The organism is Shimazuella kribbensis DSM 45090, from assembly GCF_000428065.1.
GTDB lineage: Bacteria > Bacillota > Bacilli > Thermoactinomycetales > Thermoactinomycetaceae > Shimazuella > Shimazuella kribbensis.
Genome location: NZ_ATZF01000001.1, coordinates 427,166 through 440,328, shown reverse-complemented (window position 1 = coordinate 440,328; position 13,163 = coordinate 427,166). Strand labels below are relative to the sequence as shown.

Below are 13,163 nucleotides of genomic sequence, written 5' to 3'. Positions count from 1 at the left end.
TCGAATTTTAGCAAACCTATAGATGGTTTACCGTTTGTTTTAAAAGTCTTGATGGGATTTTGTCCTTTTTTACAATATCTTCATATGTTTCTCGTTCTACTATCACTTCTGCTCTACCATTTTGAACCAATACTACTGCCGGTTTCGGTAAACGATTATAATTACTTGCCATGGAATAATTGTATGCTCCTGTACAACTTATCGCTAACAAATCACCTTTCTGCACCAAAGGAAGGGTTACATCCCAAATTAACATATCACCTGATTCACAACACTTACCTGCAACGGATACCAAATCTGTTGCTTCTTCGTTTGCACGATTAGCTAACATCGCTTCATATTTTGCGTCATAGATGGCTGGTCTTGGATTATCTGCTATTCCTCCATCTACAGCAATATATTTACGAATTCCTGGTATTTCCTTCATTGTTCCAACTGTATAGAGTGTAGTACCTGATTCTCCGACAATCCATCTACCTGGTTCTAGCCAAATCTCAGGACATCTTTGAGAAAATGCTTTTTCAATAATAGATGAAATACCCTTTATGATGATTTCAATTGGTTGAGGAGTATCCTGTTCTGTATAACGTATACCAAATCCTCCTCCTATATTGAGGACATCTGGAAAAAAACTATATTCTCTTTCACAACGATGAATAAGTTCAACTAAACGATTTATGGCAACTGCAAATGCCTCTGCATCAAAAATTTGCGAACCAATATGAGAATGAAATCCTTTAAGTATCAGAGAGGAACTTCCTAATATATATTGAACAGCTACATCTGCCTGTCCACTCGATAAATCAAAACCAAATTTAGAATCTTCTTGACCCGTTTGTACAAAATTATGAGTATGAGCTTCTACACCAGGTGTTATACGAAATAAAACTGGAACCATTTTTCCCATTTCACTGGCTACTTCTTCAAGCATTGTCAACTCTATCATGTTATCCACTACGACATAACGTACCCCATAATTGATTGCTTCTTTTAGTTCTTCTAGGGATTTATTATTGCCATGAAAATAGATGCGATCTGCTGGAAAACCTGCTTGGACTGCTGTATAGAGTTCTCCTCCAGAAACTACATCCAAAAAATAACCTTCTTCTTCTACTATTCGGCACATTGCGAGTGTATTAAACGCTTTACTAGCATAGGCAGTACGATATGGAATCGTTGTCTGATCACAAGCTTTTTTGAGTTTGCGCATTTGCTTGCGGATATTTGCTTCATCCATTATATATAATGGTGTTCCAAATTGCTTTGCAAGTTGTGTTGTGTCGCAACCACCTATCTCTAAATGACCTTGTACATTTTTTTTGGCTGTTCCGTGTAAATACATAAAACCTTCCCCTTTTTGCACCAATAATACTTTACTATACGCTAGTGAGTTAAAGGAGAAAAGCATTATTTCTACTCATTTTGATAATGAATATGTAAAATGAGTTGAATTGCTTTTGTAGTAACAGGAGAACCGACTAAGATCGCATCTCGATGATGCATTTTACCAATGTCACCAATCCCTATAATTACTGGAATAAATAATTTATTCAAGATTTCAACTGTATCTCCATATATTCTCGCAGTACGTTGACGATGATGATAACCAAATTTATTTACTCCTGTACCAATTACATTTCCATAACAGTCCAATGACATGTGTACTGGTGTTCCTCTACTCCTCATACAATTGGACGCTACTACAATCGCACCTAAAACTTCTATGTCTGGATGTGTTGCAACACAATACAAATTATTTTCGCCTGCACCTATCTTACTCGAACCGCAATCATCAAACATAACAAGAACGGGGTCAAATGCAGCTTGTTTTATCAGATCAACTAGATTATCAGCTGATAGGGCAGAAGGATTACCTGCTGATAAGGAGATGCACCGTGCCCCTATATTTCTTGCAGCACATTCTAGACTATCTTTGGCTATTTGATCACCATCTGTGACTAATATTACTTTTCTTTTCGTCATGGTCTATCCTTTTGGTTTGAAAACAAATGCAGTGATAAGCCCGAAAATAATAGCCGCAGAAATACCTGCACTTGTAATTTGGAAAATCCCTGTAAGAACCCCTATCAATCCATCATCTTGAACTGCTTGCAACGCTCCATGAACAAGTGAATTACCAAAGTTGGTAATTGGTACTGTTGCTCCTGCTCCAGCAAACTCGATCAATGGATCATACAAACCAACTCCATCTAATATAGCACCAGCAACTACCAAAATACTTAGGACATGTGCTGGAGTAAGGGAGGTCAAATCCATCAACAATTGTCCAATTACGCAAATAAGCCCACCAACAATAAAAGCAGTAATAAAAGAACCCACACCATCCACATCCTTCAATCTTCAAGTTTGTGATTAGTATGTCCCAAAGCAAAGGCAAGATACAAAGGTATCATTGCATAAATATTATTGTTATCCCCCATACTAACAGCAATTCTTATAAGACAAAACGGGGTCTTTATCCAATGGAAACTTCACAAAAAAAAGAACAACAAAATAAGGACAAGCAAAATGATTCCATTTCAAATGATATTTTGGTTAATATTGAAAAAATTCAACACACCTTTTCCTCTAGCCCAGATTTAATGGTCCGTCCGTTCCAAACAAAAGGACAAGAAGATGTTTGTCTTATTTATTACAGTANTTTGGTAGATAAAGTTTCTATAAATGATAATTTAATGCGTCCTCTTATGTTCCAGTTCGATGATACAAATGAATTTTTTGAACCTGATTTATCTATCCCTATTGGAAAAATATATAAAACGAAGTCACTATACAAAATAAAAAAAGCCATTACTCAAGGAGAGTCTGTCTTATTAATAGATAAAACTCCACATGCTCTCGTTTTTTGTACACAAGGCTGGCCCCAAAGAGCAATCACAGAACCACAAATCGAGTCATCCATAAAAGGTGGGCACCAAGGGTTTATTGAAACGATTGAACAAAACCTGGCCTTAATCAGAAGATATATTACAGACAATAATTTAATAGTAAAAGAATATATAGTGGGAACTCGATCCGAATCGAAAGTATACATACTCTATCTTGAAGATATCGTCAATCATGATTTCGTTCATGAATTTGAAAATCGACTAAAACGTATTAATAAAGACGCAGTGCTTGATATCGGGGAATTAGAGGAGATGATTGAAGATAATCCACTATCCTTATTTCCTCAGTTTTTGATTTCGGAAAGGCCAGATACTGTTGCATCCAATCTGCTTCAAGGTAGGGTGTCTTTACTTATGGATCATTCTCCAAATGCTATTGTTGCACCAATGTCACTCACGGCTTTTTTTCAAAGCCAAGATGACTATAGTTCTCGTTGGATTACAGCAACTTTTATACGTCTGCTTCGCATCGCTTCTTTTTTTATCGCAATTGGTTTACCAGCATTGTATATTGGCGTTATCTCGTTCCATTATGAATTGATTCCATTGGATCTCATGCTTTCTGTCGGAGAATCGCGATCCAAAGTTCCTTTTCCTCCCATACTCGAAGCGATTTTAATGGAAATCGCTATTGAAATGTTGAGAGAAGCCGGAATACGACTTCCAAATCCGCTGGGACAAACTGTTGGGGTAGTTGGTGGGATTATCATTGGGGAGGCAGCCGTACAAGCAGGTATCGTAAGCAACATCATGGTTATTGTAGTAGCTGTTACTGCAATTGCTGCATTTATCATACCGAATTATGACATGTCGAGTGCTGTTAGATTAGTGAGGTTTCCTTTAATGTTTCTTTCTTCCTTATTTGGAGCCGTAGGACTATCCATTGGCATTATTGTTCTTTTTGCATATTTAATTGAGTTGAAGTCACTTGGTGTACCTTTTGGGAGCAGTTTTGCCCCTATTGAATTATCCGATTGGAAAGATACCTTTATTCGAGCTCCACTAAAATGGATGAAACAAAGGCCCCTCTCTGTTAAACCAGATCAACTACGTAGACAGGGGGAAAAGGAGTAACATGGCAAAAAAATCGTTTCAACTTTCATTTAGTCAATACGTGTTTCTTATCTATAAAACACAAATAGGAGTTGGAGTCTTAACCATCCCTCATGACATATTTATAGAAGGTGGTGGGTCAGATGGTTGGATTGCTATTATATTAGGCTGGATTATTACAAATGCAGTGAGTTTTCTTATACTAAATACCATGAAAAACCATCCCAATGATACTTTATTTGATCTGATCCCGAAATATTTTGGAAGATGGTTAGGAAAAGTGATTATTTTTGGTTGGTTTCTCTATGTTTTATTTGCGGCTAGTTTTTCATTCCTTTATTCCGTCTTTCTGATCAAAGTATGGGTTTTACCCAATACTAATCCACTTCTTATTGGTTTGTTATTTATTATACCTATTTATCAAATTACGAGAAAAGGAATTCCGATGATAAGCCGTTTTGCCCAATTCACTTTTTTGATAACGCTTTGGATGATCCCTACTCTTTTCTTTTCCATTAAAAACGGAATTTGGTTAAATTTACTCCCATTAGTTCGAGATGGATGGATGCCAATCTTTAAAGTTATTCCAATGACTAGTTTATCGTTTTTAGGTTTTGAACTAGCCTTCTTTTTATATCCTTATCTTAAAAACAAAAAAGATGCCTATAAAGGCATTCTTATCTCAAATACAATGACTGCTTGTGTGCTTATTTTTGTAACCATTTTAAGCTATATTCGGTTAAGCGATTCCGAGTTAGTTTATGACCTTTGGCCTACTCTGGATTTACTTAAGTTGATACGATTTCCGTTTCTCGAGCGATTGGAAATCATCTTTATTTCAGGATATATTATCATTTTATTTATGACTGTTATTCCATATCTATTCATTGCACTGGATGGATCCCGTTATTTAACAAATCGTCGTTCTATTACCCAACCCGCATTAATCATCATTCTATTGGGATGGTTAGGGATTTTGTATTCTTCGCAGTTTGAAATTGAGAATATTGTCCATTTAAAAAAATGGTTATCCAATAGCGGCAAGTTCTTTGGTTTTATCTTTCCTATCTGTCTGTGGCTCTATGGAAAAATCTTTTTGGCGATAAAGAAAGAAAGGCTCGATATCCAATGAAAATGAAATTAGTTAGTTGTCTTATAAGCTTATGCCTCCTATTAAGCGGTTGTGGGGATCAATTATACCTTGAAAGATCAGATATCATATTAATGTTAGGAATAGATTTAGATAAGAACAATGATTTGATCTTCTTTGCAAGTACTCCTGTCTTTAATACAGAAGTTAAAAAAAATTACCATGTCATGAAGGTGAAAGCGAAAAGTTTGCGTGAAGCAAGATATCAATTTAATGCATTAAGTCAGGGCACGATTGTGAAAGGAAAAATTCAGACCATACTAGTAGGGAAAAAGTTTTTACAACAAAGGAATGTGCTTCCTTATTTAGATGTTATTATTCGTGACCCGAAAGATGATCTAAACAGCAAAATCGTCATGGTAGATGGTCCGGTTGAAGATATTTTCAATTCCAAAATGGATGACAAAGGCAGACTAGGAGTAGTAATCCGCAACATGTTGGATAACTTGTTTCTAAGTGGTGTCATCATCAGCCCGAATCTTCAACAATTCAACGCTTCACAATTAGAAAAACGATTTACTCCAATGATTCCTGAAATGAAAACGATAAATAAAAATGTAAAAATAACAGGTTCAGCATTATTATCTCATAATGGTTTATACCAAACATCATTAAACCTTATTGAAAATCCGTTGGCACTTATTTTACAAGATTTTCTTACCAATCAGATCCCAGTATCACTTCCAATATCCTCTAGTCGAATTCATGAAAAAAAAGAACTCAGCCGACTGAGCATCGCGATTAAAGGTGTTAGAAAAAAAGTAAAAACAAACGTAATAAATGGACAATTTCATTTTGATATTCACCTAACTGTGTTTGCCGATCTAGTAGAAAGAATGTTTTATTTAGATACAGCAAATCATCCCACAGAAATTAAAAAACTCATTGCAGATCAATTGAATATCGAAGTTACTAGACTCATAAAAAAAACACAAAAGCACAAAATCGATCCCATCGCACTTGGTGTATTCGCCAGAGCTCAACAATATAAAAATTGGAAGAAGGTAGAAGACAATTGGTTTGAAACGTTCTCCAAAGCCAAGGTGAATATCACAACTGATATAGTCCTAATAAATACAGGTGTTATTCATTAAAATAAGGTGGGATCAGCTCACAATTTGGAATAATGTCTGAATCCTCCGGAGTATAATAAGAAAGTTTTTTCAAAAAATAGCATGTTTCGGGAAGATGATGTTCTAAAAAGCGATATGTTAAACGGTTAAAAAGTTGATTTTCTTTGTATTCTTTTAACACCAAAATAACCAGTTGGTTAAATTGATTAACGGAAATTATTACATTTCGAACAAATTTTACTTGTTGAGGAACTTGTTCTTCTGTAAAGTTTTCCATTTGTTTTATTTTTCCATTTTCATACAGATACCATAAAAATATCTTCGCTAATTCATTTGATTTGTTAATTATTTCTGCTTCAAGAGGATCTAATCCATTTGCTAATAAGGAAGCATGACCAGCTTGATCTTCTAACCATAAATCAAGCAATTCTACAAGAGATAAAGGAGGTGCATCATTCCCGCAAGTAAGATACCCTAAAATCCGAAGATATTCTTGATTTTCTAATAGGGTACCAGCTAAAAATGTAGGTGTTAAATTTAAATTTACTTTATTCCTTAAACGTAAGTATTGTAAATTTGACTCCAATGTATAATACCCATAAGCAATCGGATGCACCTCTCTAGCAAAATCGCTCATTTCAAGAGAAGCAGCAGTTAACCGAGGACTTAGTTTTTTTAACCTTTTTCTCAAATAAGCAAATTGATCAATGTAGTCATTTGCTATTCTTACATATTCCTTTTCAGCTGGAGATAAATAATCCCGAACAAAATGAGCATGGTCATATAAAATTTTTAACCAAAAATGATGTTCTTCCCATGGCGACAAGTAAGATGATTCTTTCAATCAGGACCCTCCTTTTCTCTATTCATGCCATTCTATTTATGCAAATGCACCTATATCCCTATTTCAAAAGTTTTTCAAAAAAAAGAAGACCGAAGTCCTCTTTCCACTCTTACAATAAATGTGCTTTCATTTGAGATATAATTTTTTTCTCCAATCGTGAAACTTGCACTTGTGAAATCCCAAGCCTCTTTGCTACATCTGATTGTGTTTGATCCTTGTAATAACGTAAATAGACAATCAACTTTTCCCTCTCCGATAAATGCTCAATCGCTTCTTTTAAAGCTAATTTATCAAACCAACTTATATCCGATTCATCTGCAATTTGATCCATTAGAGTAATGGGATCTCCATCGTTTTCATAGACCGTTTCGTGGATAGATGTAGGTGCTCTATTAGCTTCTTGAGCAAATACGATTTCTTCAGGTGTCAATTCTAGCTCTTCTGCCACTTCTTTTAGAGTGGGGATACGATTCAATTTTTTACTTAGCTCATCTTTCTTTTTACGTACTTTTGTAGCGATTTCTTTTAATGACCGGCTTACTTTCACCATGCCATCATCACGTAAAAAACGTTGAATTTCTCCAATAATCATAGGTACTGCATAAGTAGAAAATTTCACATCATAAGACAAATCAAATTTATCTATTGCTTTTAATAATCCAATTGATCCAATTTGAAAAAGATCTTCAGCATCATAACCACGTCCCAAAAATCGCTGAACAACAGACCAAACCAATCGAATGTTGTGTTTAATCAAATGATCCCGAGATGCAAGATCTCCTTGCTGACTATTTTGGATGAGTTGTTTCACTTCTTGGTCTGGCAAGTAACGATGTCTTGTATTTCGTACATCAGCATCCATTTACCATCCCTCAATTCGCCATCGTTTGAGGATGGTTTTTTAACTGCTTTACAAGGAGAACCGTTGTCCCTTGACCAAGATTAGATCGAATGGTCACTTCGTCCATAAAATTTTCCATGATCGTAAAGCCCATTCCCGACCTTTCTAGTTCTGGTTTTGATGTAAACAATGGTTGTCGAGCTTTCCCAATATCATCTATTCCTATCCCTTTGTCTGTTATTTGAATGGTTATTTTCGTACCTAGAATCTCTGCTCGAATATAAACTTGTTCTTCTGGATGTTCTTCATATCCATGGATAATGGCATTGGTAACCGCTTCTGAAACCACTGTTTTAATATCGTTTAGTTCATCTAGACTTGGATCCAATTGAGAGACAAATGCAGCTACAGTAATTCGTGCAAATGCTTCATTCTCAGACAAACTAGAAAAAGTTAGTTCCATGACATTGCGATATGTATTATTCATGATGCCACCTCACAAGCTGAAATGGCACTATTTTCATCTTGGTAGGGAGGCAAAATCTGAAACAAACCTGACATTTCCATGAGTTTGAAAATAGAAGGTTGAACAGAACATAAATACATCTTGCCACCTTTACTCATCATTTGTTTGTATCTTCCAAGAATCACACCAAGTCCAGAACTATCCATAAATTGGAGATTTTCTAAATTTAAGACTAAATGAGAGTGAATATTTTTGGCTAATTCTGCTTCTATTGTTCTTCTTACATTTGAAGCTGTATGATGATCCAAATCTCCTGTTAAACGAACAATTAGTACACGCTGGGTGGAAGTTAAATGAATGGATAACGACAACCTGGGCACGCTCCTTTCAGTCTGTTAACGAATACATTCTCTCTATTACCTAATATTTCCTGCTAAGCTTTGTTACCTCTATTTTCACCTTGTCTAAAAAAACAAAAAGCTGGTCACTTCAAAGCAACCAGCTTTTCCCTAAAATAATGTATCTTCTAAAACTCGTTTAACAGAAGACCAAAATCCTGCTCTTCCAATTTCTTTTGAGCTTACCAATTCAAGAGAAGCTATCTTTCTCCCTTCTTTATGAAACTCCATTGTTCCTAAAACTTGTCCTTTCTTGATTGGAACTTCCAACGTGCGCCACTTAATGACTTTTCGAATTCCATTCGGATTTTCACCTTTTTTCATCATCATACTAATTGGATGATGAGCTCGGATCACAATATATTCAGGGTCACCTTTTTCTACTCTTAACTTAGCGATTATATCTCCTTGTTTATAGAAAACACGATTTGTAAATTGAGCAAATGCATAATCCAGCATCTGTGAAACTTCAGCATTTCGTATTTTCGTATCTGGTTCCCCCATTACAACCGCAATGACTCGAAAGTTTTCCCTTTTTGCAGTAGCAGTTAAACAGAAGCGAGCTTCATTGGTAAATCCAGTTTTCAAGCCATCCAACCCTGGATAGAAACGAACCAATTTATTTGTATTTACAAGCCAAAAAGGCTTTTTGCTTCCTTGGCGCAAATAATCTTGATAGAGCCCAGTAAATTTTGTGATTTCAGGGTGTTTGAGTAGCTCTCGTGACATCAGTGCGATGTCATGTGCAGAAGTGTAGTGGTCAGGAACAGGAAGTCCATTCGAATTTTGAAACTTGGTATCATTCATCCCTAACTCTTTCGCACGGGCATTCATCATTTGGGCAAAACGCTGCTCTGTTCCTCCTAACTTCTCTGCCATTGCAGCAGAAGCATCATTAGCAGAACCTATTGCAATTCCTTTTAGCATATCTCTAACACTCATTTGCTCTCCAGGCTCTAAAAATATTTGTGAACCACCTTTTGATGCTGCATTTTCACTCACACTGACTTGATCGCTCCATTTTAATTGTCCACTCTCAATCGCTTCCATGATTAGAAGCATCGTCATAACTTTGGTGATACTTGCTGGAGGCAATTTATCATGTCCATTTTTCTCAAAGATGACGGAGCCTGTATCTGCATCCAATAACACGGCGGAACGTGCATTGGGTGCTAGATCAGATGAATCATCTGGTCCTGCAAAAACCAATGTTGGAATACAGCTTATTGCCAAAAAAAAGACAGAAAAAAGAATGCTAAATCTTTTCCACATAATATTTTCATTCCTCCTATCGTACGTCCATAGTTTGTACCAGTGACAGGGGGAATATTCCAATTATGATAAAAGTAAGAAGGAGAATGTGATTGAACTATTTACTTGAATTATTTACACTATGTAAGAAAGATTGCCTCCTATTTGCACAAATAGAGTTAAAAATGATCATTAAACAAAACATCGGGAAGATCTTCAAGGTGATTGGTGAAGAGCATTAACAAGACACACNAATCCAAGCGTATATGACCCAAGCTTGGGTCTAGACAGCGGAGCGAGCACACCTAATTCCTACAAAAGAGGACATCCTTCAGCTCGGAAGCTGGCCAACACAGAAGTCAAAGGTTGGCGTCCAGCTCCCACAGTCTTTCTCAAAAATGCCAGAACTGCTTGCCCTCCTAGCAGAATGCTAGGAGCGGTTGAAACGCCTCAAGAAACATGAATGATTGATAAATATATAATTGTATATATTAAGGAAGTCATTAAACCGGAGGGACTACCATGTATGAAATTTTTGTACTAGGCGAGTTAATGGAAATGGATAAACACGGATATTTACTCCAAGAAAGACTAAAACGTGCAGTCGGTCCAATTCGTCAAATTAGCTCTGGAACTTTATATCCACTTATCTCGAGACTAGTAAGTCAAGAATGGATCAGTCTTATAGGAGATGACACTGCAACAGGGAAGAGACCCAAAAAAAAATATACATTGACAGTAGCAGGGAAAAGGGAATTTATGGAATTAATGAAAGAACCATTGAAATACAATACGGACATTGAAATAATTTTACATTTTAAAATGTGCTATTTTGAATATGTTTCTAAACAAGTTCAGCTTTCTTGTCTGGAACAATACTACAACTATCTAAAATACAATTTGGACTACATTCAGGATCAAATTCAGTTATTTATGGATAAAAAACACCAAATTCCGGAGCAAAAACGTATGCAAGTCATGCGAATGTTGGAACATCGAAAATTTATATGTATATCTGATGTGGAGTGGGTAACAAATGAAACAGCTAAAATTCAAACGTCACCTGACAAAGAAACAGAATAAAACACGATAATAAAAAATAATCCGCTTCTCGTACACATGAACTTAGAGAAGTCGGATTATTAGAGCATATTCTATTTATAAATGAGAACCACCAGTAACATCTATCAGTTGGGCCGTCACAAAACGACTATCTGAAGAGGAAAGAAAAGAAACCACGTCTGCAATATCAGCAGGCAATCCTAATCTTCCTAGTGCAACGATATCCGCAGATATTTTGTGTACTTCTTCTGATTCTAGAAACTCTGCATTCATGTCTGTTTTCACCATTCCAGGTAAAACGGCATTAACTGTAATGTTACGTGGTCCGAGCATTTTAGCAAGATGATGCGTAAAAGTATTTATTGCTCCTTTGGACAAGTTATAAGCCATTATGGGTGGATAAGCGACACGTGTTACTCCCGAAGATATATTAATGATACGCCCTTTTTCACGAATTCGATCGATTGTCTTCTGAACGAGAAAAAAAGGAGCTTTTACATTTACTGCAAATACTTCATCGAAAGCCTTTTCTGATATTTGTTCAAATGATTCTGAGGTACCCACACCCGCATTATTTACCAGAATATCAAATTGATTGCTATCAAAGCGCTCTATTAATTCTTGATCAAGTGATTCTACTAAATAATCTACACCTGCAACAGATCCAAGATCAGCCCCAATGGCAAAAGCTTTTCCTCCCTGTGACTGAATATAACGAACCACTTCTTCCGCTGCATCATCACGGCTGCCATAATGAACAGCAACAATTGCACCATCTTTAGCTAATCGAATCGCAATCCCTCTCCCAATACCTCTGCTAGCTCCTGTAACCAGTGCAACTTTTCCATTTAAACGATCCATTAATATCATTCTTCCTATTCGTATATTCGTTTTCGTCTTGGTGGACAGTCTAATTTCCATAAGAATAACGAAATAATTATCGATCAATCACTAAAAAACAACTTCGATGTCTCCTCTGGGCATCCTGATTTCGGTATTTTTCATGCCATGCTATTGGAATTTCACTCCAAGTAATCCCGCTATCTGTAGAACGGTACAGCCCCTGATTATTCAATGCATAAAAAGTGCCTGATGTCGTAGGATCCATAGCTAAATTAGAAATCATCATCCCTTTTGCTGGTGGCAAACCTAGATTGACAATTTCCCATGGTTCATTCCCTGTTTTTCGATAAATATAGGATTCAGCAGAAGTAAAATCATAAGCATCTCTTGCGTGTAATGATGCAGAAACGAGCAATGTATTTGGATCATTTTTGTCTGCGATCATACTAAACAAATAGGGATGATTTAAACCATCACTAAAAGTTTGCCATGATTCACCTCCATCCAAACTCATCAAGAGGCTTCGTCCAGGAAAATCTACGCCATCACTTCCTGCTGCATATACTCGGTTTTCTACTTTTGAATGAGTTAACAAAGTATGAGCATCCAAAGGATGTCCTAATTTTGTATCCATCCAATTTTCTCCATTGTTCTTGCTTCGTATGACTGCACCTGCTTCAATGGAAACATACAACTGTCCATTTTTATAATCTTCCGTAATATATCGAACATTATGAGTTGCCGGGTTGGCAGGAAAAGACCAACTTGCATAGGACGGCAAAGAATGGATTACATCAAATCGGCTCCAAGTTTGTCCTCCATCTTCCGAATAAAATATTTCACTTAATTCCGTACCAATATAGACAACTCCATATCCCCTAAATTTTTTTGTTGAGCTGACAAGTATAGAGGTAATAGCATAATCAGAAAAATCTTGATCTAATTTCCGCCAGGAATCTCCGCCATTGTCACTTACCCATAAACCTTGTTTGTTTGTTCCGCAATATATTCGATTTGGTGAGAATGGATCATAAGTAAGAAAAGTAGGCTGAATTCCTGATAGATGGTTTTGAACATCATATGATGATCCGTTTTCATCTACCACTACCAGTTCCTCGGGCATACCTAAAAAGAACCTTTTCATATTTTTTTCTCCTTTAATTGTAAATGGTTGTCCAATATATATCGATACGATATATACGAATGATATATCGTATCGATATATATTGCAATATTTTTTTATCACAGATTACTACATTTCTCTCTCGAACGT

The 13,163-nt window shown here is 36.2% G+C and carries 15 protein-coding genes; 5 read left to right on the top strand and 10 right to left on the bottom strand.

All coding sequences use genetic code 11. The annotated features are described in order from the left end of the window. Positions 1-16 precede the first annotated feature (16 nt). From lysA to spoVAE, 3 genes are all read right to left on the bottom strand, one after another. Positions 17-1,342 (bottom strand): diaminopimelate decarboxylase, encoded by a 1,326-nt coding sequence (lysA, locus tag A3GQ_RS0102520; protein WP_028775713.1) that lies wholly within the window; start codon positions 1,340-1,342, stop codon positions 17-19. A 71-nt stretch (positions 1,343-1,413) separates the two neighbouring features. Continuing rightward, the gene (gene spoVAEA / locus A3GQ_RS0102515) at positions 1,414-1,983 is read right to left on the bottom strand and encodes a stage V sporulation protein SpoVABEA (protein ID WP_028775712.1); all 570 of its coding nucleotides are present in this window, start codon (positions 1,981-1,983) and stop codon (positions 1,414-1,416) included. 3 nt (positions 1,984-1,986) lie between these two features. Further along, positions 1,987-2,340, bottom strand: coding sequence for a stage V sporulation protein AE (gene spoVAE / locus A3GQ_RS0102510; RefSeq protein WP_037463616.1), 354 nt, complete (start codon positions 2,338-2,340; stop codon positions 1,987-1,989). A 38-nt stretch (positions 2,341-2,378) separates the two neighbouring features. Between spoVAE and A3GQ_RS0102505 the strand changes: the two genes are divergently transcribed. Genes A3GQ_RS0102505 through A3GQ_RS0102495 form a run of 3 tightly spaced genes read left to right on the top strand, consistent with a single transcriptional unit; the run spans position 2,379 to position 6,206 of the window. Next, complete coding sequence (locus A3GQ_RS0102505) at positions 2,379-3,983, top strand: spore germination protein (protein WP_425423356.1); 1,605 nt, start codon at positions 2,379-2,381, stop codon at positions 3,981-3,983. A 1-nt stretch (position 3,984) separates the two neighbouring features. After that, positions 3,985-5,094: a GerAB/ArcD/ProY family transporter gene (locus A3GQ_RS0102500; protein WP_028775709.1), complete on the top strand. Its 1,110-nt coding sequence runs from the start codon at positions 3,985-3,987 to the stop codon at positions 5,092-5,094. Then, entirely contained in the window at positions 5,091-6,206 is a 1,116-nt protein-coding gene (locus A3GQ_RS0102495) for a Ger(x)C family spore germination protein (RefSeq protein WP_083964050.1), read from the top strand. Before A3GQ_RS0102500 ends, A3GQ_RS0102495 begins: the two co-directional genes overlap by 4 nt. Here the strand turns inward: A3GQ_RS0102495 and A3GQ_RS23145 are convergent. From A3GQ_RS23145 to A3GQ_RS0102470, 5 genes are all read right to left on the bottom strand, one after another. Further along, complete coding sequence (locus tag A3GQ_RS23145) at positions 6,196-7,029, bottom strand: DUF2935 domain-containing protein (RefSeq protein WP_051271118.1); 834 nt, start codon at positions 7,027-7,029, stop codon at positions 6,196-6,198. The genes A3GQ_RS0102495 and A3GQ_RS23145 overlap by 11 nt on opposite strands. Positions 7,030-7,138: 109 nt before the next feature. After that, a complete protein-coding gene (gene sigF, locus A3GQ_RS0102485) occupies positions 7,139-7,891 on the bottom strand; it encodes an RNA polymerase sporulation sigma factor SigF (RefSeq protein ID WP_028775707.1) in 753 nt (250 codons plus the stop codon). 10 nt (positions 7,892-7,901) lie between these two features. After that, complete coding sequence (gene spoIIAB, locus A3GQ_RS0102480) at positions 7,902-8,357, bottom strand: anti-sigma F factor (protein WP_028775706.1); 456 nt, start codon at positions 8,355-8,357, stop codon at positions 7,902-7,904. Next, complete coding sequence (gene spoIIAA, locus A3GQ_RS0102475) at positions 8,354-8,707, bottom strand: anti-sigma F factor antagonist (protein ID WP_028775705.1); 354 nt, start codon at positions 8,705-8,707, stop codon at positions 8,354-8,356. Before spoIIAA ends, spoIIAB begins: the two co-directional genes overlap by 4 nt. Positions 8,708-8,845: 138 nt before the next feature. Continuing rightward, entirely contained in the window at positions 8,846-10,006 is a 1,161-nt protein-coding gene (locus tag A3GQ_RS0102470) for a D-alanyl-D-alanine carboxypeptidase family protein (RefSeq protein WP_028775704.1), read from the bottom strand. A 92-nt stretch (positions 10,007-10,098) separates the two neighbouring features. Between A3GQ_RS0102470 and A3GQ_RS28175 the strand changes: the two genes are divergently transcribed. Together A3GQ_RS28175 and A3GQ_RS0102460 are read left to right on the top strand one after the other, a co-directional pair. Beyond that, entirely contained in the window at positions 10,099-10,227 is a 129-nt protein-coding gene (locus A3GQ_RS28175) for a hypothetical protein (RefSeq protein WP_281170802.1), read from the top strand. Positions 10,228-10,507: 280 nt separating this feature from the next. After that, positions 10,508-11,068: a PadR family transcriptional regulator gene (locus tag A3GQ_RS0102460; RefSeq protein WP_028775703.1), complete on the top strand. Its 561-nt coding sequence runs from the start codon at positions 10,508-10,510 to the stop codon at positions 11,066-11,068. 75 nt (positions 11,069-11,143) lie between these two features. Here the strand turns inward: A3GQ_RS0102460 and A3GQ_RS0102455 are convergent, their stop codons facing one another. Further along, the gene (locus A3GQ_RS0102455) at positions 11,144-11,908 is read right to left on the bottom strand and encodes an SDR family oxidoreductase (RefSeq protein WP_028775702.1); all 765 of its coding nucleotides are present in this window, start codon (positions 11,906-11,908) and stop codon (positions 11,144-11,146) included. 76 nt (positions 11,909-11,984) lie between these two features. After that, positions 11,985-13,034, bottom strand: coding sequence for a WD40/YVTN/BNR-like repeat-containing protein (locus A3GQ_RS23140; protein ID WP_051271117.1), 1,050 nt, complete (start codon positions 13,032-13,034; stop codon positions 11,985-11,987). Between the last annotated feature and the right edge of the window lie 129 nt (positions 13,035-13,163).

Coding starts and splice junctions, on each gene's coding strand:
- lysA (WP_028775713.1), bottom strand. CDS start 1,342: ATGTATTTACACGGAACAGCCAAAAAAAATGTACAAGGTCATTTAGAG.
- spoVAEA (WP_028775712.1), bottom strand. CDS start 1,983: ATGACGAAAAGAAAAGTAATATTAGTCACAGATGGTGATCAAATAGCC.
- A3GQ_RS0102500 (WP_028775709.1), top strand. CDS start 3,985: ATGGCAAAAAAATCGTTTCAACTTTCATTTAGTCAATACGTGTTTCTT.
- A3GQ_RS0102495 (WP_083964050.1), top strand. CDS start 5,091: ATGAAAATGAAATTAGTTAGTTGTCTTATAAGCTTATGCCTCCTATTA.
- sigF (WP_028775707.1), bottom strand. CDS start 7,891: ATGGATGCTGATGTACGAAATACAAGACATCGTTACTTGCCAGACCAA.
- spoIIAB (WP_028775706.1), bottom strand. CDS start 8,357: ATGAATAATACATATCGCAATGTCATGGAACTAACTTTTTCTAGTTTG.
- A3GQ_RS0102470 (WP_028775704.1), bottom strand. CDS start 10,006: ATGTGGAAAAGATTTAGCATTCTTTTTTCTGTCTTTTTTTTGGCAATA.
- A3GQ_RS0102460 (WP_028775703.1), top strand. CDS start 10,508: ATGTATGAAATTTTTGTACTAGGCGAGTTAATGGAAATGGATAAACAC.
- A3GQ_RS0102455 (WP_028775702.1), bottom strand. CDS start 11,908: ATGGATCGTTTAAATGGAAAAGTTGCACTGGTTACAGGAGCTAGCAGA.
- A3GQ_RS23140 (WP_051271117.1), bottom strand. CDS start 13,034: ATGAAAAGGTTCTTTTTAGGTATGCCCGAGGAACTGGTAGTGGTAGAT.